Source organism: Anaerotardibacter muris (genome assembly GCF_943192915.1).
GTDB lineage: Bacteria > Actinomycetota > Coriobacteriia > Coriobacteriales > Eggerthellaceae > Anaerotardibacter > Anaerotardibacter muris.
In genome coordinates this window covers 135,613-158,072 of record NZ_CALPCD010000005.1, presented here as the reverse complement: position 1 = coordinate 158,072, position 22,460 = coordinate 135,613, and the positions used below count along the sequence as shown (strand labels likewise).

Annotated in this window: 19 protein-coding genes and 4 tRNA genes; 8 read left to right on the top strand and 15 right to left on the bottom strand. The window is 48.6% G+C overall.

The window, feature by feature from the left end; translation table 11 throughout:
* Nucleotides 1-662 precede the first annotated feature (662 nt).
* The 5 genes from NFR25_RS05795 to typA all read right to left on the bottom strand — a co-directional run bounded on the left by NFR25_RS05795 (nt 663) and on the right by typA (nt 5,115).
* A tRNA-Ser gene (locus NFR25_RS05795) sits at nt 663-755 on the bottom strand.
* A gap of 149 nt (nt 756-904) precedes the next feature.
* Nucleotides 905-997, bottom strand: a tRNA-Ser gene (locus NFR25_RS05790).
* Nucleotides 998-1,034: 37 nt separating this feature from the next.
* Nucleotides 1,035-1,841 carry an ABC transporter ATP-binding protein gene (locus NFR25_RS05785; RefSeq protein WP_251198298.1) on the bottom strand — a complete coding sequence of 269 codons (807 nt, stop codon included), beginning with the start codon at nt 1,839-1,841 and terminating at the stop codon, nt 1,035-1,037.
* Nucleotides 1,828-2,979 carry a SurA N-terminal domain-containing protein gene (locus NFR25_RS05780; protein WP_251198297.1) on the bottom strand — a complete coding sequence of 384 codons (1,152 nt, stop codon included), beginning with the start codon at nt 2,977-2,979 and terminating at the stop codon, nt 1,828-1,830. Before NFR25_RS05780 ends, NFR25_RS05785 begins: the two co-directional genes overlap by 14 nt.
* 321 nt (nt 2,980-3,300) lie before the next feature.
* A complete protein-coding gene (typA, locus tag NFR25_RS05775) occupies nt 3,301-5,115 on the bottom strand; it encodes a translational GTPase TypA (RefSeq protein WP_251198296.1) in 1,815 nt (604 codons plus the stop codon).
* Between the two features lie 180 nt (nt 5,116-5,295).
* Here typA and NFR25_RS05770 point away from each other — a divergent pair, with 180 nt between their 5' ends.
* On the top strand, nt 5,296-6,177 hold the full coding sequence (locus NFR25_RS05770) for an enoyl-CoA hydratase/isomerase family protein (RefSeq protein WP_251198295.1): 882 nt from the start codon (nt 5,296-5,298) through the stop codon (nt 6,175-6,177).
* A gap of 215 nt (nt 6,178-6,392) precedes the next feature.
* Here NFR25_RS05770 and NFR25_RS05765 read toward each other — a convergent pair.
* From NFR25_RS05765 to NFR25_RS05720, 10 genes are all read right to left on the bottom strand, one after another.
* Nucleotides 6,393-6,468 (bottom strand) — tRNA-Ala (locus NFR25_RS05765).
* Nucleotides 6,469-6,582: 114 nt separating this feature from the next.
* Nucleotides 6,583-6,659 (bottom strand) — tRNA-Ile (locus NFR25_RS05760).
* Nucleotides 6,660-6,777: 118 nt separating this feature from the next.
* Nucleotides 6,778-7,287 (bottom strand): bifunctional nuclease family protein, encoded by a 510-nt coding sequence (locus NFR25_RS05755; protein WP_251198294.1) that lies wholly within the window; start codon nt 7,285-7,287, stop codon nt 6,778-6,780.
* Nucleotides 7,288-7,642: 355 nt separating this feature from the next.
* On the bottom strand, nt 7,643-10,177 hold the full coding sequence (gene gyrA, locus NFR25_RS05750) for a DNA gyrase subunit A (RefSeq protein ID WP_476726948.1): 2,535 nt from the start codon (nt 10,175-10,177) through the stop codon (nt 7,643-7,645).
* 69 nt (nt 10,178-10,246) lie between these two features.
* The gene (gyrB, locus tag NFR25_RS05745) at nt 10,247-12,187 is read right to left on the bottom strand and encodes a DNA topoisomerase (ATP-hydrolyzing) subunit B (RefSeq protein ID WP_251198293.1); all 1,941 of its coding nucleotides are present in this window, start codon (nt 12,185-12,187) and stop codon (nt 10,247-10,249) included.
* A gap of 173 nt (nt 12,188-12,360) precedes the next feature.
* On the bottom strand, nt 12,361-12,834 hold the full coding sequence (locus tag NFR25_RS05740; protein ID WP_251198292.1) for a hypothetical protein: 474 nt from the start codon (nt 12,832-12,834) through the stop codon (nt 12,361-12,363).
* Nucleotides 12,835-12,907: 73 nt separating this feature from the next.
* Entirely contained in the window at nt 12,908-14,068 is a 1,161-nt protein-coding gene (gene recF / locus NFR25_RS05735) for a DNA replication/repair protein RecF (RefSeq protein ID WP_251198291.1), read from the bottom strand.
* Between the two features lie 47 nt (nt 14,069-14,115).
* Nucleotides 14,116-15,213 (bottom strand): DNA polymerase III subunit beta, encoded by a 1,098-nt coding sequence (gene dnaN, locus NFR25_RS05730; protein ID WP_251198290.1) that lies wholly within the window; start codon nt 15,211-15,213, stop codon nt 14,116-14,118.
* A gap of 436 nt (nt 15,214-15,649) precedes the next feature.
* Nucleotides 15,650-17,215: a chromosomal replication initiator protein DnaA gene (gene dnaA / locus NFR25_RS05725; RefSeq protein WP_251198289.1), complete on the bottom strand. Its 1,566-nt coding sequence runs from the start codon at nt 17,213-17,215 to the stop codon at nt 15,650-15,652.
* A 100-nt stretch (nt 17,216-17,315) separates the two neighbouring features.
* A complete protein-coding gene (locus NFR25_RS05720; protein ID WP_251198288.1) occupies nt 17,316-18,179 on the bottom strand; it encodes an ATP-binding protein in 864 nt (287 codons plus the stop codon).
* A gap of 682 nt (nt 18,180-18,861) precedes the next feature.
* Between NFR25_RS05720 and NFR25_RS05715 the strand changes: the two genes are divergently transcribed.
* From NFR25_RS05715 to rsmG, 7 genes are all read left to right on the top strand, one after another.
* Nucleotides 18,862-19,374: a YbhB/YbcL family Raf kinase inhibitor-like protein gene (locus NFR25_RS05715; RefSeq protein WP_251198287.1), complete on the top strand. Its 513-nt coding sequence runs from the start codon at nt 18,862-18,864 to the stop codon at nt 19,372-19,374.
* 72 nt (nt 19,375-19,446) lie between these two features.
* Nucleotides 19,447-19,581 carry a 50S ribosomal protein L34 gene (gene rpmH / locus NFR25_RS05710; protein WP_251198286.1) on the top strand — a complete coding sequence of 45 codons (135 nt, stop codon included), beginning with the start codon at nt 19,447-19,449 and terminating at the stop codon, nt 19,579-19,581.
* Nucleotides 19,582-19,601: 20 nt separating this feature from the next.
* Nucleotides 19,602-19,952 (top strand): ribonuclease P protein component, encoded by a 351-nt coding sequence (rnpA, locus tag NFR25_RS05705; protein WP_251198285.1) that lies wholly within the window; start codon nt 19,602-19,604, stop codon nt 19,950-19,952.
* 12 nt (nt 19,953-19,964) lie between these two features.
* Nucleotides 19,965-20,252, top strand: a complete 288-nt coding sequence (gene yidD / locus NFR25_RS05700) for a membrane protein insertion efficiency factor YidD (protein WP_251198284.1) — start codon at nt 19,965-19,967, stop codon at nt 20,250-20,252.
* A gap of 14 nt (nt 20,253-20,266) precedes the next feature.
* A complete protein-coding gene (locus NFR25_RS05695) occupies nt 20,267-21,040 on the top strand; it encodes a YidC/Oxa1 family membrane protein insertase (RefSeq protein WP_251198283.1) in 774 nt (257 codons plus the stop codon).
* A gap of 85 nt (nt 21,041-21,125) precedes the next feature.
* Complete coding sequence (locus tag NFR25_RS05690; RefSeq protein WP_251198282.1) at nt 21,126-21,689, top strand: Jag family protein; 564 nt, start codon at nt 21,126-21,128, stop codon at nt 21,687-21,689.
* A gap of 35 nt (nt 21,690-21,724) precedes the next feature.
* Nucleotides 21,725-22,408: a 16S rRNA (guanine(527)-N(7))-methyltransferase RsmG gene (gene rsmG, locus NFR25_RS05685; RefSeq protein WP_251198281.1), complete on the top strand. Its 684-nt coding sequence runs from the start codon at nt 21,725-21,727 to the stop codon at nt 22,406-22,408.
* The last annotated feature ends 52 nt before the right edge of the window (nt 22,409-22,460 follow it).

Below are 22,460 nucleotides of genomic sequence, written 5' to 3'. Positions count from 1 at the left end.
GGTTCATTTTTGTCCTGGACAAAATGAGGACAGGTTGAGCCGAATTCCAAGACCAAATTTTGATCAGAAGATAACTTGATTTAGGGAATCCGATGAGTCAGATCGGACACCAAAAATTGCTCAAGACGACAACTCAAATCCAATCAAAGTGATCCGTTTTTTGAAACTCCGATCCGATTTTAGGGTGAGTCGATCACTCAAATTCGAGGACCAAAATTGCTCAAATCTCGATCCGTCAAGCCAATCCGAGGGTCGCAAAATCGAATCCGATTTTGCTCCCGATGATCAACTCCCGAACTCAAGATCTCAACGCCTGAATCAACTCAAGCCACCAACCAAATCCGAAATTTCAGGTCTCAAATCCGAGCTGTGAAACTCTCAACGATCAAGATCTCGACCCGAACTTCGACTCACTCTTTCAGACGAAAATTCATCCGACCCCACTCAGCCCTGACATCAATTCGTCCCGGACACTTTGGTGCCAGACACAAAACTAACCCGGACAGAAATGTGTCTGGCACGATTTTGTCCGGGACACGATAATGCCAGAGTCGATGTCTCAAGCCTTGATGCGCGAGTAGACAAAAAGGGCTACGCCCCCAATCTGTCCCCGAAGTGTTTGGAAATGAAAAAAGCTCCCGAGTGGGAGCTTTCGATTCTTCTGGCGGAAGGGGAGGGATTTGAACCCTCGTTACCCATGTTATGGGCAAAACGGTTTTCGAGACCGCCGCATTCAGCCGCTCTGCCACCCTTCCGTTTTCTGCCAACAACAAATAACTTGCGCGACAGATTCTAAAAGAAAACGCTCTTGCGAGCGCCTCCTCCGGGAACCTCTTTGCTGCTGCTCTTTTGAAGCAGCTCTGCATCAGGTTCCGTTTAACACGCCAACTGGCATGGTATTACCTGGCGGAGAGATGGGGATTCGAACCCCAGATACGCTTTTGGCGTATACACGATTTCCAATCGTGCTCCTTAAGCCAGACTCGGACATCTCTCCAAAGTGCTTTGCACGTGCGATAGTAGATTATACCAGTCTAGTATTCGCTCACAAGAGAAAAATAGCCGTCTTGCTCAATAATCCGCAAAGGGACATCGAACAAGTTAGACATCTTTGCACTGGTAAGCAGCTCTTCCTTCTTGCCATCGTCGAACAACGCGCCATCCTTGATCATCACCACACGTTCCACTTCAGGGATGATGTCTTCGGGATAATGCGTGACCAAGATGATCGATTTTCCACGCGCAACCAAGTCACGCATGGACTTACGTACGTAATACATTCCCTCGGGATCGAGCCCTGTGGTTGGTTCATCGAAGACGAGCACCTCAGGGTCGTGAATGAGCGCGCGGGCCAACAAGATGCGACGCGCTTGCCCAGTCGAAAGCGTTTTGATATCGCGCGGAGCCAGATCGAGCACGCCCAGCATTTCCATCACAGAAAGCACGTGCTCACGCGACTTGGGCGTAACCTCATACATTTGCGGGATGCCCAATGATCCGAAAAGACCACCAGCAACAATGTCGTAGGCGGGCAGATGAACCGTGATCTGGTCTTGCATCGTTGAAGATACAACACCCAAAACCTTCTTGGTTTCCTGCAGAGTGGTACGCTCGTTACCGCGGAACAGCACAGGCGGATCATCGCGATGCAGCGGGAACACTTCTCGCGTGATCAGGCGGATGAAAGTGGATTTGCCAGCCCCGTTTGGACCCAACAAGGCGATATTCTCACCAGAACGAAGGTCGAACGATTCGATATTGAGGATATCGTTACCGTTTCGCCTGACCACCGCATCTCTCAAACGAATGAGAGAAGGTTCTTGTTCGCTAGTTGTTATCATTGCCGATCGCGCTCAGGTTCTGTTGCTCATTGCTCGATGATCCAGAATCCTCGGATTCAGAACCTTCGTCATCAGAGCCCTCTTCCGAACCTTCCTCGGAATCGGTGTTGAACTGGCTCAGATCGATATTGTAAGGAACATTGGATGGCATCTCATTGATGACGATGTCAGATTCTTCCTGATAATGCTCGAGCCATTCCTGAAAACCTTCGGATTGCTTCTGGCTGCCATAGATGGTGCGCATGTATTCGACGATCTCTTCAGGATATGCATCAAGAGAAGTGGGCTCGCCTTCGATATTCAGCACATCGGTGCAGAGGATGATATGGATGCCGTAGTCGCTCACGGTAAGCGTGATCTGACCCAGATCGATGCTGTCAAGTGCGTTGTTGTAGGCATCGACGAAGTTGTTGATGGTATTCCAACCCACGTCACCGCCGTTGCGAGCCGAACCAGTATCGGTAGAATACATTTGCGCAGCCGTTGCGAAATCGAGCTGGCCAGAGGTGAGCTGGGTGACGATCTCTTCAGCCTTAGCTTCGTCTCCTGCTTCGAGCAAGATATGCGAAGAGCGCTTCGAACCATTGATCATGTCCTTGTATTCGTTCATGAATGCGAGCAGTCCAGCATCATCGCTCGTATCGACTTCTTGCACCACCGCTTCCTGCAGCTGACGAGAGGTCAAGCCGATCTCGATGGATTCACGATACTGATCTTCGGTCACGCCCGATTGAGCGAGCGCATCCTGCCAGGCCTTATCGCTGTTGTAATTCTTCTTCATCGCATCAACCTGTTCGTCGATGGCGCTCTGTTCGACAACGATCTCGTTCTCGTCAGCCGCCTGGCGAACCAGTTCCTGCTGAATGTAGTAATTGATCACCTGTTCGCGAATGGAAGCAGGGTCTTGGTCACTTTCCTTCAACCAAGCAGCCCAGTCTTCATCGCTGGTAAGGTTGGAACTCGTGCGGAAGTCTTCGATGTACTTCGTTACCGTGTCTTCTTCGATCGGGGTTCCGTTGACCGTTGCCGCCGTTCCGCCGGTATAGCCATATTTCGACCCACAACCTGCGAGCGAAAGACAACACACAGCAGCCAAAGCGAAGACCGAGACTTTTGAAAGCATTGTTTTGAGCTTCATAGAGTTCCTTCTCTTATATATGGTGGCATATATGGTGGCGTGGGCTTTTATCCACGCAAGTATGCAAGATGCATTTTGTCATATATCACTAATGTTGGGTTTGTCTGCACAAATGCTCCATCATCACAGCGCCGAAATCATAGGCTCTTCATATAATTTCGCCGGTAAACGGCATAAACGCAAAGAGTGGCCAGGTTCGATCCCAGCCACTCTTATTGATACAACTACTGATGCAACGGCAATAGCTATTACAACTATAGCTACCGCAACCGCCTCAAAAGAAGGTCTTTCGCAAACGTACTGCGAAGAACCCGTTGCAAACTATTTATGCTTAGCTTCTTTCTTGCGCTGGATGGCCGACAGGATGCGCTTGCGCAAGCGGATGTTCTGCGGTGTGATCTCGACCAATTCGTCATCTTCGATGTACTCGAGCGCTTCTTCGAGCGTGAAAGTGATGGGCGGCGTCAACTGGATAGCCTTATCCGCACCAGACGAACGCTGGTTGCCCAGCTGCTTGGCCTTAGCCACGTTCACCACCATGTCGCCTTCCTTGGCAGATTCGCCCACGATCATGCCCTCGTAGCATTCCTCACCAGGGCCGACGAACAAATGCCCGCGCTGCTGAAGCGTATCGAGTGCATAAGCGACCGACTTTTCGGTTGCCATCGCGATCATGGAACCATTCTTACGACCACCGAACTCACCGCGATAGGGACCGTATTCGCTGAAGTGATGGAACATCGTAGCTTCACCTCGTGAAACGTTGAGCAAGCGGGTGCGCAGACCCATGGTTCCGCGGGAAGGGATCTTGAACACCAGGTGCGTCTGGTCTCCACGCTGGAACATATCGGTCATCTCGCCACCTGCGGTACCGAACACTTCAATGCATTTACCTGCGTATTCGCTGGGCACATCAACCGTAGCCTCTTCGATCGGTTCCATCAGATTGCCTTGGTCGTCCTTCTTGATGATGACGCGCGGGCGACCAACTTGGAATTCGAAACCTTCTCGGCGCATGGTCTCCATCAACACCGACAGGTGAAGAAGGCCGCGACCTGCAACCTCAACGCCCGATTTGTCTTCTGTTTCGCGAATGCGCATGGAAATGTTGCTCTCAGCTTCACGGAACAAGCGCTCTTTCAACTGACGAGCACCCACGATCTCACCTTCACGACCTACGAGCGGCGAAGTCGATGCTTCGAACACAACTGCCATGGTGGGTTCTTCAACCTCGATGGGGTCAAGCTCGATGGGGTTTTCGCGGCTGGTAACCATATCACCGATGTCGGCATCTTCCACGCCAACTACCGCGATGATGTCACCAGCGGAAACTTGCTGTTCTTCCTTCTTGCCCAGTGCATCGAAGGTGAACACCTGCTTGATATTCGTGTCATAGCGTGTGCCGTCGTTCTTGATGACCAGCACTGGCTCGTTCTTCGACATGGTGCCCGAGAACAAGCGACCCACACCAATACGGCCCACGAAGCTCGAATGGTCGATGGTACACAGCTGCAGCGCTACAGGACCATCAGGATTGCAGTCGGGAGCAGGGACTTCCTTCACGATGGTATCCAGCAAGGGGATCATATTGTCGTTGTCATCGCCTGGTTCGTAGCGAGCATACCCATTGACCGCAGAAGCATAGATGATGGGGAAATCGAGTTGCTCGTCGTTAGCTTCTAGCTCGACCATCAGGTCGAATACTTCATCGACCACTTCTTCGGGGCGTGCGCCAGGACGGTCGATCTTATTGACCACCAGCACGATGCGCAATCCCAGCTCGAGCGCATGGCGCAACACGAAACGAGTCTGAGGCATCGGCCCCTCGAAAGCGTCGACGATGAGCAGCGCGCCGTCAGCCATGTTCAGCACGCGTTCCACTTCGCCGCCAAAGTCAGCATGACCTGGGGTATCGATAACATTGATCTTGATGTCCTTATAAGAGATGGAGATATTCTTCGACAAGATGGTGATGCCGCGTTCGCGCTCTTGATCATTCGAATCAAGCACGCGCTCCTGCACCTCTTGGTTCTCGCGAAACACGCCCGCGGTGTAGAGCAAGCGGTCGACCAGGGTCGTTTTGCCGTGGTCGACATGGGCGATGATCGCAACGTTACGGATGTTTTCTTGTCTCATGATGGATGGGCCTTCTCTTACGTAGCATCTTTTTCGTAAATCAGCGCTTACCACCATACTACCGGTGAGTTGCAGGTGCGAGAGAGACTCGGCGTATCGGAGCAAATAGTTCGGTCGGGAATAATTTGATGGCTTTTGCGCTATGCTTCATATATATGGAATCTCGAAGGAAGAGGGGTTATGGGAGTTTATCAAGACCAGTACTACATGGACGATTTCGTCTACGATGGCTACGAGAAGATCGAGATCGAAAAGCGTGGACCGATCTATATCTGCGCATTCAACGATGCAGGGAATCTGAATGCCATGTCTTACCAGCAGATGGCGGAGTTCAACAACTTCCTCATCAAGGTACGCATGGATCCAGAATGTCGCGTTATCGTGTTGACCGGCAACGGCTCTTCGTTTTGCGCGGGCTTCAATCTGAATGACCTGGCGCTCGATCCACCAGCTGAAATGGGCCGCACTCAGCGCGATTTCTTCATCATGCAGACCATCTGCTCAGACCAGGTGGTGAACATGCGTGCCTGTCCGCAGCCCATCATCGGTGCGCTGAAAGGCCACGCAGTTGGTGGTGGCTTGTCCATCTCGTGTGCCTGTGACCTGCGCGTTTTGGGTGAATCATTCAAGATGCAGGCGGGATATCTGAACATCGGTCTGACTGGCACCGACATGTCTGGTTCGTTCTATCTGCCGAAGATCATCGGTTTCGCTCGCGCGAACGAAGTGCTGATGACCGCCCGCCGCATCGGTGCCGAAGAACTGTATGACTGGGGCTTCGCGAATCGCCTGGTCGAAGATGAAAAAGTGCTCGATACCGCGCTTGAGCTGGCCGAGATGATGGTGAAGAACACCTCTCCCTTCGGCCTGCGCCTGACCAAGGAATCGATGCAGTCTTCCGTTGATGGCAACAGCTTCGACACCCAGATCAAGATGGAAAACCGAAACCAGGTGGTAGCGACCGAGACCCAGGATGCCTACCGCGGCACGCGCAAGATGAACCCCAAACTGCGCGAAGACGTGAAAGCTCACCCCGAGAACTACACCTTCAGCAACCACTAGATCATCCGGGACAAACGGAGGCGGAGGCAAAACTGTCCTTCGTAAAGGGGGCAGATCCCGAAGTGTCCCGGACAGAAGCGGACCCGTCCCCAAAGTGTCCGGGACAAAATGGGGACAGGCCGGAATGTGCGTCCGATTTGGGGTGTTGAGGCAGCTCAGCACCCCTTTTCGTGCAATAAAAAGTCGCCACCCGAAGGTGACGACTTGATCGATCATGGTGGAGCATAGGGGGATCGAACCCCTGACCTCAGGCTTGCAAAGCCCGCGCTCTCCCAGCTGAGCTAATGCCCCACAAAAAATGCAACACTTGGTTGCAAACGCGATGAATCTATTTGATCCTCGAACTTTTATAATAAACACTCCACCGGCTAACTCGGCTCACGGTGGAGTGTTTATCCACAAAAATGGTGGGCCCAAGCAGATTTGAACTGCTGACCTCACGCTTATCAGGCGTGCGCTCTAACCAACTGAGCTATGGGCCCGAAAATCGCGCCTATCAAATATATAAAACCTCCATTTTTTGGTCAAGGGGGTTTTCTCCAGTTTTTTGGAAAGCGGGACGAATTCTTCCCTTTGTGGGAAAAGCCCAGGAAACACGGACTAGTTGTCTGCGAAATCCTCGGGCTCGATGGTCTTTACGAATGTATGGAACTGTTCGAGATCGTTCTCATCGAGCACGTGATCCTTCTTGATGATGAACGGATATGATTCATTGTCGAGCACATCATCTTCCACGTAAATAGGTGCGTCCTGACGGATCGCCAAGTTGATGGCATCGCTTGGACGTGCATCTAACGCAATCAGGTCGCCATGATGGCGCAGATACAACTTCGTGAAGAAGGTCTCGTTCTTCACCCCATAGATGACCACGTGATCAACGTAAGCATTCAGGTTGGTGAGCGCGTCGAGGAAAACATCATGCGTAACAGGGCGTGGTAGGCGGATATTTTCGATCGCAAGCCCCATTTGTGTTGCCTCGGCAAGCCCGATCCAGATAGGAAGAACGCGGCAAGTTGTCTGGGTAGGATCATCAAGCTGAGGACGAAGCACCAGGACAGACGGCGAATTCGCCTGCGAGATGATCAGAGTCTGTATATAACAACGAACCACGGGTGCTTCTTTCTCTTCGCTCGTTGCTTACAAGCATACGTGCTTTACCGAGCACCGCGACCCACATTCCGCAAAAGATACGACATTGTCATCTTCACACCAAGAAGACCGAACCTGTCCCCAATCTGTCCCGGACAGAATTGAACCCGTCCCCATTAGTTACACAAACAGTGAGGATGTAGGGGTAGGGTCGTAGATTCACTCTGAACAGTAACTTAAGAAAACAGAAGGAACCCGTTAGGGTTCCTTCGTGTAAATGAAACATGAGGCAGTGCAGCGCATGAGCCGAAGGCGAACAGCGGAACGGGTGAATCCGAGACCCTACCCCTGCAGCTTTGCTGTTTGCGGGGACAACCTATTCCACGATGGTCTCAGGTTCTCCCTCTGCATCGAGAAGCGAGGTTTGGTCGTCTGAAACTTCCTTTTTCGCCTTCTTCTTGGTAGCTCCACCTTCGGTCACTGCAACTGCCGTAACCTTGTCGTTTTCAGCAACATTCATGATATGAACGCCCTGGGTCGACCTGCCCAAGCTCGAAACACCTTTTACCGGAGTTCGAACGACAACGCCATCATTGGTGATGATCATGAGCTCATCATCAAGTTCGACGATCTTCATCGCAGCCAACAGGCCCTTCTTCGCCGTCATCGTGATGGTGAAGACGCCCTGGCCGCCGCGGTGATGCACGGGGTATTCATCGACTGGTGTGCGTTTGCCATAACCGCGCTCGGTGATGACGAACAGATCGGATCCAGGTCGAACGATCTCCATGCCCAGCACTTTCGCATCAAGCTGAACATTCATACCGCGGACACCTTGGGTGTCGCGACCCATCGCGCGGACCTCTTCTTCGTCCCACTGGATAGCCTTGCCCGCAGAAGATACCATCATTACCTTCTCACCTGCGGCAACTCGCTGAACCGAGATAAGTTCATCGCCCTCTTTCAGGCTAATAGCGATAAGACCATCGCGGCGCGTACGGTCGTAGAGCTTCATCGCGGTCTTCTTGACCATGCCCTGAGCCGTCGCGAACATAAGATATTCATCTTCGGGGAAGTCCTTCGTAGCGATGACCGCCGAAACACTTTCGCCCTTCTCGAAGGGAAGCAGATTCACGATCGCATTGCCGCGTGCGTGACGCGATGCCTCGGGAATCTCATAGACCTTCAGGCGATAGACCTTACCCTTGTTCGAGAAGAACAGAATGTAGTCATGGGTTGATGCGATGAACAGATGCTCAACGAAGTCGCTTTCCTTGAGGTTCACGCCCTGCATTCCCTTGCCGCCGCGTTTCTGCTGACGGTAGGTCGAAACGGGAAGGCGCTTGATGTAGCCAGCCTTGGTGACGGTGACCGCAACTTCCTCTTCTGCGATAAGATCCTCGACGTTAAGCTCCTTGGCGGCGCCTGTGATCTTGGTCTTGCGTGGAGTGGCGAACTTGTCCTTGATCTCGAGCAATTCTTCCTTGATGACCTGGTGGACCATATCGTTGTCGGTAAGAAGCTGCTTGTAGTAAGCGATCGCCTTGCGCAGTTCTTCCAGTTCGTTCTCGATCTTCTCTCGCTCGAGTCCGGTCAAACGACGCAAACGCATCTCAAGGATAGCTTCACTCTGCTTTTCAGTGAGCTTGAAGCGCTCCATCAGGCTTTCTTTTGCCTCAACATCGGTCTTGGACGCGCGGATGATATTGATGACCTCATCAATGTGATCGAGCGCGATCACGAAACCTTCGAGGATATGAGCACGAGCTTCAGCTTTCGCCAGATCATAGCGCGTTCTGCGCTGGATAACATCTTCCTGGTGAAGGATGTAATAGTGCAGCATCTCTTTGAGCGAGAGCGTGCGCGGCACACCATTGACCAACGCCAACATGTTACAACCAAAGCCGACCTGCAGCTGAGTGTGCTTGAAGAGCTTATTTAGAACGACCTGCGGAATCGCATTCTGCTTTAGGTCGATGATGATGTCGATACCAGTTCGGTCAGCCGCGTCATGAACGCTCGAAACTTCAGGCAGCTTCTTGTCGCGCACCAGATCCGCGATCTTCTTCAGCAGGTTCGTACGATTCACCTGGTAGGGAATCTCGGAAATAACGATCGAGCTCTTTCCGTTCTTACCCTCTTCGATCTTCGCTTTCGAGCGAATGGTCAGGCTGCCACGGCCAGTCTCGTATGCTTCCTTGATACCTTCACGACCCATGATGATCGCGCCAGTTGGGAAGTCGGGACCAGGCATGACCTCCATCAATTCCTCGATGGTCACGTCCGGGTTGTCGAGCATCAAGCAGGTCGCGTCGATCGCTTCGCCTAGATTATGAGGCGGGATATTCGTAGCCATACCAACCGCGATACCCGAAGAACCATTGACGAGCAGATTCGGGAAGCGAGCAGGCAAAACAACAGGCTCTTCAAGCGAATCGTCATAGTTCGGCTGGAAATCGACCGTCTCTTTATCCAGGTCACGCAGGAGCTCCATCGCTGGCCTGTCGAGACGAGCTTCGGTATAACGCATTGCAGCAGCCGAGTCGCCGTCGATAGAACCGAAGTTGCCGTGGCCATCGACCAGCGGAACGCGCATGGAGAACCACTGCGCCAAACGAACCATGGTGTCATATACCGCAGTATCGCCGTGCGGATGATACTTACCAATAACGTCACCAACGGTACGCGCCGACTTCGCATGCGGGCGGCGAGGCGTGATGCCACTCTCATTCATCGCGTACAAAATTCGACGATGAACAGGCTTAAGGCCATCGCGTACGTCAGGAAGCGCACGCGATACGATAACGCTCATCGAGTATTCAAGGAACGATGTCTGCATTTCCCTACTGAGCTCAGAGGGGAACACGTTCTTCGCGTAATCGGGCTCTTCTTCGATGATCTCAATATCGATTTCGTCTTTATCAGTCACAAAAGCTCCTTAGTGAGCACATTCCAAACAAGAATGAACGGACAGGGTCGGTTAGATGTCGAGGAAACGAACGTCTTGGGCGTGCTTTTGGATGAATTCCTTGCGAGGTTCAACCTGATCACCCATAAGTTCGCTGACCACACGTTCAGCTTCAGCAGCGTCTTCAACGCTCACCTGCAGAAGCGTACGAGTTGCAGGTTCCATGGTGGTTTCCCACAGCTGTTCGGGGTCCATTTCACCCAGACCTTTATAACGCTGGAGCGAAACACTTTCGCGATCCTTTTCAGGGATCTCTGCTAGACGTGCTGCAAGAGCATCATCGTTGAAGATGTACTCGAGCTTCTTACCGCCCTTCTTCTTCAGGCCGTACAGCGGCGGCTGAGCGATATAGATGTAACCGCGCTGAATGAGCTCAGGCATGTAACGATAGAAGAATGTCAGCAGCAAGCAGCGAATATGTGCACCGTCAACGTCAGCATCCGTCATGATGATGATGCGATGATAACGTGCATTGTCCGCATTGAAATCGGCGCCGATATTCGTGCCGATCGCGGTGATGAGCGAAGAAATGGTCTCCGAAGACAAGCTTCGGTTCAAGCCCGCACGTTCAACATTCAAGATCTTGCCACGCAGCGGCATGATGGCTTGATACTTACGATCACGCGCCATCTTCGCTGAACCACCTGCGGAATCGCCCTCTACGATGAAGATCTCAGAATCGGCAGGATTCTTGCTCGAGCAGTCTGCCAATTTACCTGGCAGCGAGAAAGAATCGAGCACACCCTTACGGCGCGTCATCTCGCGTGCTTTGCGCGCAGCCTCACGCGCCTTGAATGCCTGGGTAGCCTTGTTGATGATGCGCTTTGCTGGCGCAGGGTTTTCTTCAAGATATTCAGCAAGACCCTGAGTGACCGCACCCTGGACCAGACCACGGATCTCGGTATTGCCGAGCTTACCTTTGGTCTGACCTTCGAATTGTGGATCGCGCAGCTTCACGGAAACAACTGCCGAAAGGCCTTCACGAGTATCATCGCCTGAAAGGTTCGCATCCTTTTCCTTTAAGATGCCCTTACTACGAGCGTAATCGTTGATGGTACGGGTAACACCCTGCTTGAAGCCATCAAGATGCGTACCTCCATCAATAGTATTGATATTGTTCGCGAAGGAGAGCACGGAATTCGTGGAATAAGAGGTGGTCCACTGCATAGCGATCTCAACCGCGCCATCTTCGTTCTCTACCTCGAAATACACTGGCTTATTCAGGGTCTCTTTACCGCGATTGAGGAATTTGACGAAGTCCTCAAGACCGCCGAGCGCCTGGAATACTTCTTTAGTGGGCTTGCCATCTTCGTTGAGCTTGCGTTCATCGATGAGCGTGATCTTCAAGCCCTTGTTCAAGAAGGACATTTCGCGGAAACGCGCAGCTAACGTGTCATAGTCATAGATCGTGGTCTCTTGGAAGATCTCTGGATCGGGCCAGAATGTGACCGTAGTACCTGTATCTTTTGCAGGACCGATCTTGTGAAGCTTCTCTTTGGTCTTGCCATGGTCGAATGATATTTCGTGCTCTGCACCATCACGACGAACACGTACAACAACCTTGGTCGAAAGCGCATTCACGACTGAAACACCAACACCATGAAGACCACCAGAGACCTTATAGCCTTCACCGCCGAACTTACCACCTGCGTGCAGGATAGTCAGAACGACCTCGACGGTAGGGATCTTCTCTTTTGGATGTTTGTCGATAGGGATACCGCGACCATTGTCATCGACTGTAATGGAATTGTCTTCATGAATGGTCACGACGATGTCAGTACAATAACCTGCAAGCGCTTCGTCAACAGCATTGTCAACGACCTCGTACACCAGATGATGAAGGCCACGAGGGCCTGTTGAACCGATGTACATGCCTGGGCGTTTGCGTACAGCTTCAAGACCTTCAAGGATCTGAATGTCCGAGCCATCGTAGTGCGATTTATCTGCGGCCAACCTAACTCCTTTTTGAACAGCGATTTTGTAAGCCTATAGAGTGATGGATCACGCTTGATCCAATAGCACATTCTAGCACAAGATATTGTGCTAACGTACTTATTAAATACATATATCTAGCAGTGGTTCTGAGCCTGTCTAAGCGGAACTTGCCGTGTATTTTAAGAAAAAACTTAATCTTTCAAAGGGTGTTCTTTAGTCGCTTTAAGAACCCGTTGGAACGATGCCCTTATATCGTTATCAGAGATATTTGCAGTTTTATATTCGATATCAGCTTCTTCTTCAGGTGAAAGTTGATGGAAGTTACTCTTGACCTCATCCGTATCCTTCTTACGAAGAGGATAGTTATCACGGTATGCACCGCGCGATATCTTGATGATCATCTCGTCGATCGTAAGATCGAAGAGCTCACGATACTTCAAGATGATCAATTCGCGCTGAGCGTTAAGTTCCGCAGCGATCAAAGAATTATCAACATAGACGGTCAACTTAAGGAATGTTTCACGGGAAACATCTGAAGCAAGCTTGCTATCACGAACATCTTTTGGCTCGTTGATCAAATAGATCGAATTCACATGATCGGCGATGAAGGGTTCAACACAAGCAGTGAATTGTTCATAGACCTGCTTTATCTTTCGTTCGACCAACACTTTTTTCTTTTGGTCATCTGGTAACCGATTCAAGAAGATATTCAAATAATTAGATGCACGTTTTATAGGTCTATTCATCACGAATCCCCTCTTCAGATGATCCTTCAGTATGGATATCGTGATCAAGATGAATGATGTCCGCTTTGTTGAGGAAATCGTCATCGAAATAAGAAAGGTTAGTCGAAGTGATGAACGTCTGCATATCCTGGGATATGACCTGGATCAATTGTTTACGGCGAACTTCATCTAATTCCGACATGACATCATCGAGTAGTAGCACTGGTGTTTGATCGAGCTTATCCTTTAAAAGCGCCACTTCAGCCATCTTGAAGCTCAATACAAGGGAGCGTTGCTGTCCTTGACTTGCAAAATGACTTGCATCCTTCCCGTCGATCATGAAGATGATCTGATCAGCATGGGGGCCGAAGAGTGCCAAACCACGCTGATGTTCTCGGTTGAATTCTTGCTCGATGATTGCATCGAGCTTCTCTTTCGCTTCAGATCGGGAAAACTGCGGAAAATCGTTCGGGATCAGATCAGGAGAAAGATACTTATCCCATGAAGGGATGTAGTTGATCGTTACCTCTTCCCTACCAGCAGAAAGATCAGAATAGAATCGTTGGATATAAGGGATGAGCTCCTGCACAAGCTGAGCTCGCAATACGAAGAATTGTGAACCAATAGTAGTGAGTACTTCATTCACACTTTCAAGAAAACCATGAGAAGTTGATTCTTTTAGATACTTATTCTTCTGACGAAGGATGCGCTCATAATCACGACGGACCGTATGATAATTCACGGAAATTTGTTCACCTAGATTGTCGATCTGAGCGCGTTTTCCACTTTGAGACCCTTTGATAAAAGTAAGATCATCTGGTGAAAATACCACAGATGGCAAAATGCCGCGTAAGCTCTTTATCTGCTTTCGCTTTCCATTAAGAAGAAAAGCACGTTTTCCCTCTTGGAGGGTAAAATGCATATCTAATTTACGCTTATCATCACGCAAGAGTGCTTTTACGAACGCGCTTTGTTCACCGAACTTCACTAAATGATCGCTCTTAGTGCTTCTAAATGAAGTGAAAGCAGTGATCAGTTGAATACCTTCGATCAGATTGGTCTTGCCAATAGCGTTAGGCCCGATAAAAAGGGTCAGATCACCAAGATCTTCAAGCTTATAGTCGGAATAATTCCGAAAATTGTAATAGTGGATCTGTTGTATCTTCAGTCCCATGAATGAAGAAACCTTTGATTGACCAGGAACTATAGAGAGCTAGTCGTTTAGAAACGGACTGGCATGATAAGGTAAAGGAATTTCTCTTCACCGTCTGCTTCGATAACACCAGGCTTCATCGCACCAAGGAAATTGAATGTGATGTCTTCAGATTGGATCGAAGATAATCCATCGAGCATGAATGAATAATTGAAAGCGATATCAACGGATTCACCTTCGATGGAGCAAACCAGCGATTCTTGTGCATTGCCAACATCTTGAGAATTCGAAATGAGCGTAAGGATACCCGCATCAGCATCAACTGATATCTGAACAGGTGAAACTTTATTACTAAGTAATGAAACGCGGCGGATCGCATCGATGAGCTCACTTCGAGAAAGCTGCACTTTCGTTGTATAAGCATTCGAAAGAAGCTGCTTGTAGTTAGGGAACACACCTTCGATACGACGATTAATGAACGTTGCATTGTCATACGTGATGACGATCTGATTTTCATTCAGTGCGAGCACGATAGGCTCATCACTTGAAGGAAGTGCAGTGATATCTTGCAAGAAGGATCCTGCAATGACCGCCTCGAATTCACGAGCAGGAATGGAATCGAGCGTTATTTCAGCAACTGCTAAACGATACGAGTCGGTAGCGACCATCTTCAAGGTATTACCAGACTGCGAAATGAGAATACCAGTAAGGATCGGATGACTTTCATCACGAGAGACTGTTTTTGCTGTGCTCTTGATCATGGTCGCGAAGGTATTGAAGGGGAAAGAAACTTCCTGATCAGCGTCAACTTCTGGGAAGAGTGGGAAATCAAGAGGATTAAGTGTTTTCAACGAATAGGTGGTGTTATTGCAAAAGATCGTTGCAGTCGATTCATTCGTTGAGATGCTCACTGCCATATCAGGTAGATTCTTCACGATATCTAAGAAGAGTTTTGCAGGAACGACCGTATCGCCTTCCTCTTCGATCAGAGCAGGTAAAACTACACGGATCGAAAGTTCAAGGTTCGTTGATTGTAGAACGATCTCGCTTTCACGGGCCTGGATGAGGATACCTGAAAGGATCGAAAGAGTAGAACGCGTAGAAGAACCTTTGATCACAGTTCCAAGCGCGCGAGATAATTCTGATTGGTTCACATTGATCTTCATAGAGCGTACCTACATCCTTCATAATTAAGCGATCGATCCATCGCCAATTCGAGCTTTGAGTTCGTTTCGATTATAGCTGTCTCTTCAGATCGTGCAGGTGTGATTCCAGGTCCACTTTGTCGATCTTCTTTTCTTATCTATCTTTTATCTTTGAATTCTTATTAGTAGTAATAGAAAGCTCGGTTGAAATGTTCAAAACTTTTATAATGCCTGCTCGTTATGAATAGGTTTCGAAAGGATAGATTGTTCGTTTACTCGGTCCATTTCCACAAGGAAAAACTGTCTAAAACTTTATCCCCTGCATTGTGTTAGTTATCAACATGAACTTTTGCTCTTCTCCACCGAGCTTTCCACTAAAAAATTTCTTGAAAAAGGATGATTTCTACCGTTCGTGACAGGTGAGCGGTAGACCAAGCAATGCAATGAGGTAAACAGCTTAGTAGTCTTGGTTGTGGAGCATCTTGCGAATATATTCGATCTCGTCCCGAAGATTCTTATCTTCTTTAAGGCCACTCTCGATCAGCTCATTAGAATGCATGATCGTAGAATGGTCACGATTGAAAGCCCTACCAATATCCTTGAAGGTCATATTAAGAAGTTCACGTGAAAGGTAGATCGCCACCTGACGTGGGTGTTTGATCGATTTATTACGTTTCTTGCTTACCAGGTCGGAATGTGAGACACGATAGAATTTCTCAACAGCTGCCTGGATATTCTCGATCGTGAAGCGCTCCCCTTTTTCATTCAAGAAATGGTTCGCCAGCATATCCTTCACATCGTAAGTGGTCACCTTGTCACTACCAGACATCTTGATAGCGAAGATGACATTCGTGATCGCACTCTTGATCTCGCGGATATTGGAACCCGATTGTTCAACGATATAGTCGATCACTTCATCAGAGAGCTGAAAATCAAGATGCTCGTCTTGTTGATATTGTTGGATGAAGTTCGTGATGATGCTTCGTTTCGTGGCGTCATCAGGTGGTTGGATGTCGATCGTTGCACCTGAATTAAAACGCGATACATAACGTTCATCCAAGTCGATGTTCTTTGGTGCTCGGTCAGCACTGAAAACGAACTGCTTTCCTTGGTCGATATTCGCATTGAAGATCCTGAATACGATATTGACCAGGCCTTCTTTACCCTGAAGACCTTGGATATCATCGATCAAGATCACATCTGCTTCTTTGAAGATATTCTCGAAGTTCTTGAAGCTGAGCTTATCTACTGATTTCTCTTGTGCGGCATCATAATAGCGGTTGACCAGGTCCTCAGCATCGATATAAAGAACATTCAGGTCAGGATATTGCTCATTGATGTAATTCTTGATCGCACACATCAAATGAGTCTTTCCAACACCACTACGACCATAGATGAACAAAGGATTCAAACTTGAAGTTCCTGGTCGTTCGGCAACTTCAGTGGCCATTGCGTAAGCGAAGCGATTCGAGTCGCCGATGACGAATGATTCAAAGGTCAAACGAGAGGTGGAATTATCCACTGCAGGAGATCCAGTTTCTTCAACAACCTCTACAGTAGTTACTGCTGGAGCTTGCATCTCATCTTGCTGAGCTGGGATGACCGTAGTTCTACGTGGTCGTGCGTGACGGGTATGATCGTTTTGAGGTTGATTAGGTTGTTGTTGGTCGTGGGCTGGTTCAGCCTCAGAAGAGGAAGTTTGGGCAGGAGCTTGTGATGCAGGCGTAGCGCCAACGATCGCTGCTATAGGTATCTCTTTGTCTTCTTCTACTGTTGTATCAACTTCGATCTGTACCAGAAATTCAACTTGATAGATATCTTCAAGCGCTCGCTTGATATCTTTCACATAATGGCGCTCGACCCATTCTTTGATGAAGCTATTATTCGAGGTGAGCATGATGAAACCTGGACTGACCGCCTGGATCTGGATCCTTGAGAAGAAAGCATCGATCTGAGACGGATTCACACCTGGATAAGACTTGATCGTATGGATCAATCTATCCCATACTTCTTGGATATCCATTTCTCACCTGCTTTCACTCGTTTAGAAGAGACGAGTTTCCATATTAGCAAGTTATTGTGGAAAAAAGACCAGAATGTGGAAAAAGTAGGTGATTTCTTAGTTAGAGAGAAAGAGCGACTTGAGTTCCTTTGGCTGTGAGCTGGCGTTTCTTATTAACTTTTTCTAAGATACCAGCTGTTTCAAGCTTGCTGAAAGACTTATGGATGGTCGATTGAGGGATGGCTGTAAGGTTGACCATTTCAGTTACCCCTAACAATTCATGAGGTAAGAGTGCTCGAAGGATAGCTTTATCATTTTCTGTAAGAGATGGGATATCACTCTGCGGGTCTTTTTGAGCATCAAGATCACGTAAGAGACTGATAGTGACCACTGATCCATGATTGATATTGTCCTCGATCTTGATGGTACCGTGAGAGAATCCCAAGATTTCTTTCACAAGAGGAAGACCTGAGCCAACACCACGAATATATTTCTTCATCGGCTCACTTGCGGAAGTAAAACCTGGCTCTTGAGCTCGTTCTTTATCTTTGATCCCAGGACCTTGATCCGCAAAACGGATCGTATTCCCTTTATCAAAGATAGAAACGACTGGTTCATTGAAGTTCGCATGGATGAAATTCTCGGCAACTTCACGAATGACCGTATAAGGGATCAGACCACCACGCTGCTGAGCTTCTTTATAGGTGATAGAAGCAATGTCTTCGATGAATTGATGAGTAGGACCACCTGGAATCTGTACGATCTGCGGAGTGCTCTGCAAGGTATCATAGATGGCTACTACTGCGATTGATTCTATATGGTCGTAGTTGAAATCCTTTTGATCAATCGCACCTTCAACAGATGAAGAACCAGCTAGACCTGAAGGGTTCAACCCACCATTGGTCACTCGAGGGTGAGCGGTAGTATCGCTTGGATAAGAAGAAAGAGGCAGACCTTCATTCGATTGTTCTTGTGAGCGATCCATCGTTAGGGCAGTTCCTTACCTGATTCCCCTTGTTTTCATAAGTTTTCACATAATACTACGTTGTTGATAGTCAAATTATGAGCAAATCTCACTTTATCGGTAAGATATTCAAGTAACTTTTCTTTACTTTTCCACTAGTTTTCACAAAATTGTTGAATTATTCATATATAGATTTCGCTTTTTCAACCTTTTATGCGAAAAATGTTGAAAAACATGAAAAATGATGATGAAAAATGAATACAAGATCGTAGAGAACCGCGCATTAATATGGAAAACTCATCAGTAATTCAAATGGATCGGTCTTTTTGAAGCCACTTCTACTAAAGATGAAAACTGCACGTCAGCCAACATAATGACGGGCTTCATGAACGGTCATGTTTCTTCATCGATTATTTCAATATGATTGTATAATACCAGTTCAGATACTATTTTCTAAGGAATTGATCAAATTAAGGAAGCATAAGATCAGACCGCTTCGATCGAAGAAAAGTTCTTGACAAAACAGCAGGTTTTAAGAATTCAACACTCATTCATATATGATTTATTGACTTTTCAACTTTTTCAACATTTATACAAAATGGTAATGTTGAAAACTTTTTAAAAATCATCATTTATTATGGTGAGAGCGAAAAAATATTAGCTGCTCGATTCAAGGCAGCTGTACTGTTCAAAGGTGCTCATCATGAAGATCTCTATCCCTGTCGAAAACGGCTTCCTTCCCGACAAATATGGCAAGTATGCTCCGGCAAGCGAACAAAAATATGGTCATGCCATCTGCTCCTTCCCCATCACTATTGAAGAGGTTCCAGAAGGTACGCAGAGCCTTGCCCTTATGTTCATCGACTATGATTCAACGCCTGTTTGTGGCTTCACTTGGATCCACTGGCTCATGTGTGGCATCAGTCCTGATACCACGCTCATTCCTGAGAATGCGAGTCAAAACCCACAGCCTGAATGGCGCCAAGGTTTTAACAGCTTGTTCCATGATCTTGAGGCTGTCGACAACGATCTTACTGTTGCACAGGCCTATGAAGGTCCGTGTCCTCCCGATATGGACCACACCTATACGCTTCGCGTCTTCGCACTTGATACCGACCTCGATCTTTCTGAAGGATATTTCATCAATCAGCTCCACTGGGCGATGCAAGGTCACATTCTCGAGGTCGCTGAAGTAAATGTTCTAAGCCGTTCATAGGATAGGTTTATTGACTTTCAGAGAAACTGTTCCTACAATTTTAGGGCTATTCTAAAACTGAAAGGACAGGTAATGAAACGTACCTATCAACCAAATAATCGTAAACGTGCAAAGACCCATGGCTTCCGTGCTCGTATGTCCACTAAGGGTGGTCGTGCAGTTCTTTCTGCTCGTCGTGCTAAGGGCCGCAAGCGTCTCTGTGTGTAAAACGCCGTTCTATCGGACTTGTGCGTAAGACCATTAAGTCAAACACTGATATTTCAACTGTCTTCTCACACGGTAAGCGTTATAGCGTTTCAGGCATGACGCTCATCGTACTGAAGACACAAGAACACGGCCCATCAGGTCGTGTTGCTTTTATAGCAGGTAAAAAGAACGGGAATGCAGTGTGGCGCAATGCGGCGAAGCGTAGGATGAGAGCGCTTTGTTCTGAGCTTCAAGGGCCATGGTCTGGGCTCGACATCATCTTCCTAGCGAAGCGAAGCGTGTTGAACATTCCTTATCAAAAGCAGCTCTCCGAAGGTCAGCGAGCCATCATATCGATAACTCGTAATGCTGCAGAGCCGCTTCGATCATGAGAGTAATGCCTGATGAAGCGCTTCTTGAAACAGTTGTTAGCAGGTATCAGATCGCTTCCGACCAAGCTTGCTGTGCTCTGTATCAAGTTCTATCGGTTTGCCCTTTCACCGATACTCCCTCCGTCATGTCGCTTCACACCGACCTGTTCGGAATATAGTATTATTGCACTCAAACGTTTTGGATTTATCAAAGGTGCCTATCTCAGCATACGGCGCATAGCAAGATGTCATCCTGGCGGCGACTATGGATATGATCCCGTTCCTGAAACATTCTCGTTCAGACCGGGTAAGAAGGATTGAGAGGAATCACGTAAATGTGGGACGCGTTCAAAGATGCGATATTCGTCTGCATCGATTTCTTCTACAACTTCGTGCATGACTGGGGCCTTGCTATCGTCATCGTTACGCTGATCTTCCGTTTGGTTCTGTTCCCGCTCATGCAGAAGCAGATCAAATCGACCTTCCAGATGCAGAAGTTCAGCCCGCTCATGCAAGAGATCCAGACCAAGTATGCTGACGATAAGCAACGCCAATCAGCAGAGATGCAGAAGCTCTACGCTGAATCAGGGTTCAACCCACTGGCTGGTTGCTTGCCCATGATCCTGCAGATGCCTATCTTCATCGCGCTGTTCCAGGTTCTTTATGACATGAATAACCGTACTGGCGGTTCTGATTATACGTTCTACAATATCTTGCCGAACCTCGTTGCTTCGCCTTCGAATGCATGGGAAGCGGGCTTCGGTGCTTTTCTCCCCTATGGCATCTTGTTGATCATCTTTGCTGGTGCAACTTTCTTACCAACCTTATTACAGCAGGTCGGCACGAATAATCCGCAGAAGAATCAGCAGCTGTTCATGATGGTCATCATGACATTGATGATGTTATGGATCGGCTGGGGCTCCCCTGCTGGCGTTCTCTTGTTCTGGGCAACGTCTTCGGTCTTCGCAGTTGCACAGCAGCAGATCACGCTCAGCGTTCTTCGCCGCAAGGATCGTGAGCTTGAAGCTGCCGAAGTTGACGTCAAGCCAGTACAGGTGGATGTTACGCGTAAGGTCAAGAAGCCTCGTCCTACCAAGAAGTCTAAATAACTGAAGTGAGTGGACAACGCTAGGTCGTTGTCCATTTTTATGCGGGCTCCTCCCTCTTTAGGGAGATTTGAATATAAGGAGAATCATGACTGAAGAAATGAATGAGAACGAAGAGTTCGAAACGGTCGAAGTAGAAGAAGAGATCATCGAAGACACAGGAGCGTCCGAAGCTTCTACGCTTACTGATGCAGAACTCGATCAGGTCGCTGACACAGCAATTGCTGCACTGAAGGACATCTTGAAATACTTCAATGTGGGTCAGGTCACTATTGATGAATATGAAGGCGATGAAGGTGAGCTGATCCTTGATATCACTGGTGACGATCTGGCGGTGCTCATTGGCCGTCACGGTCGCACGCTCGAATCTTTGCAGTTCCTCATCTCTGTTATCACTTCGCGCACTATCGGTTTCCGCTATCCTATCGTGGTGGATGTTGAAGGCTATAAGAGCCGTCAGCGCCAGAAACTGGAAGAGATCGCAGAGAATGCTGCTCATCGCGCTATTTCCCAAGATCGCGAGATCAAGCTGCGCCCCATGACCCCTTATGAACGCCGTATCATCCATATCACCCTACGTGATAATTCGAGTGTTGATACACATTCTGAGGGCGAAGGTCGTGGTCGACGCGTTGTTGTCACACCGCGCTAGTACTTCGTGTTTCACGTGAAACATCAAGGAACATCATGGGAATGAATCCCGCACCTACGATCGAGCAACAAGAGTTGCTCGATCTTCATTTGCAGCTCGTTCTTGAAGAGAATCAACGATCGAATCTGACGCGCATCACTGATTGGGAGCAGGGACAGCTGCTCCATATCGAAGACTCGCTCTTAGGTCTGCCTGAGTTGCTCAGCGCACCTGCAGGCCGTTATGGAGACCTTGGTACTGGAGGTGGCTTTCCTGGTCTTCCCCTTGCTATCATGTCTGGTCGTCAGACCGTATTGGTTGATTCCGTAGCGAAGAAGACGCAGGCGCTCGATCGTATCATCGAGCAGCTTGGTCTTCAGGATCAGGTACATACCTTTACGGGCCGCGCTGAGGAACTGGCATTGGACCAGCCCGAATCGTTCGCGGTCCTTACCGCACGAGCACTTTCTTCGCTTCCTTCGCTGCTCGAGCTTGCTGCCCCTCTGCTTCAGTTGGGCGGTCAGTTTATTTGCTACAAGGCCCAAGTCGATGATGCAGAGCTTGCTCAGGCTGCTCAGCTCGAAGAGAAGCTTGGTATGAAGCTCGTTTCAACACGCTCGGAAACGCTCTCTGATGGCACGACTCCCCGAAGCATCTTCGTGCTCGAAAAAGTGGCTGAGCCCACGGTAAAACTCCCCCGCCGACCCGGTATGGCTCAAAAGCGACCGTATAAGGCGTAACGCTTCTACATTTCCTCGATATCTTGTTTCACGTGAAACAGTTTATCGGTAT

What these genes read in the sequence shown, in the direction of transcription:
- NFR25_RS05720 (WP_251198288.1), bottom strand. Translation starts at nt 18,179, where the DNA reads ATGGATCGCTCACAAGAACAATCGAATGAAGGTCTGCCTCTTTCTTCT.
- NFR25_RS05780 (WP_251198297.1), bottom strand. Translation starts at nt 2,979, where the DNA reads ATGAAGCTCAAAACAATGCTTTCAAAAGTCTCGGTCTTCGCTTTGGCT.
- NFR25_RS05715 (WP_251198287.1), top strand. Translation starts at nt 18,862, where the DNA reads ATGAAGATCTCTATCCCTGTCGAAAACGGCTTCCTTCCCGACAAATAT.
- NFR25_RS05785 (WP_251198298.1), bottom strand. Translation starts at nt 1,841, where the DNA reads ATGATAACAACTAGCGAACAAGAACCTTCTCTCATTCGTTTGAGAGAT.
- typA (WP_251198296.1), bottom strand. Translation starts at nt 5,115, where the DNA reads ATGAGACAAGAAAACATCCGTAACGTTGCGATCATCGCCCATGTCGAC.
- NFR25_RS05770 (WP_251198295.1), top strand. Translation starts at nt 5,296, where the DNA reads ATGGGAGTTTATCAAGACCAGTACTACATGGACGATTTCGTCTACGAT.
- dnaN (WP_251198290.1), bottom strand. Translation starts at nt 15,213, where the DNA reads ATGAAGATCAATGTGAACCAATCAGAATTATCTCGCGCGCTTGGAACT.
- rsmG (WP_251198281.1), top strand. Translation starts at nt 21,725, where the DNA reads ATGGGAATGAATCCCGCACCTACGATCGAGCAACAAGAGTTGCTCGAT.
- dnaA (WP_251198289.1), bottom strand. Translation starts at nt 17,215, where the DNA reads ATGGATATCCAAGAAGTATGGGATAGATTGATCCATACGATCAAGTCT.
- NFR25_RS05695 (WP_251198283.1), top strand. Translation starts at nt 20,267, where the DNA reads ATGTGGGACGCGTTCAAAGATGCGATATTCGTCTGCATCGATTTCTTC.
- NFR25_RS05690 (WP_251198282.1), top strand. Translation starts at nt 21,126, where the DNA reads ATGACTGAAGAAATGAATGAGAACGAAGAGTTCGAAACGGTCGAAGTA.
- rpmH (WP_251198286.1), top strand. Translation starts at nt 19,447, where the DNA reads ATGAAACGTACCTATCAACCAAATAATCGTAAACGTGCAAAGACCCAT.
- yidD (WP_251198284.1), top strand. Translation starts at nt 19,965, where the DNA reads ATGAAGCGCTTCTTGAAACAGTTGTTAGCAGGTATCAGATCGCTTCCG.
- recF (WP_251198291.1), bottom strand. Translation starts at nt 14,068, where the DNA reads ATGGGACTGAAGATACAACAGATCCACTATTACAATTTTCGGAATTAT.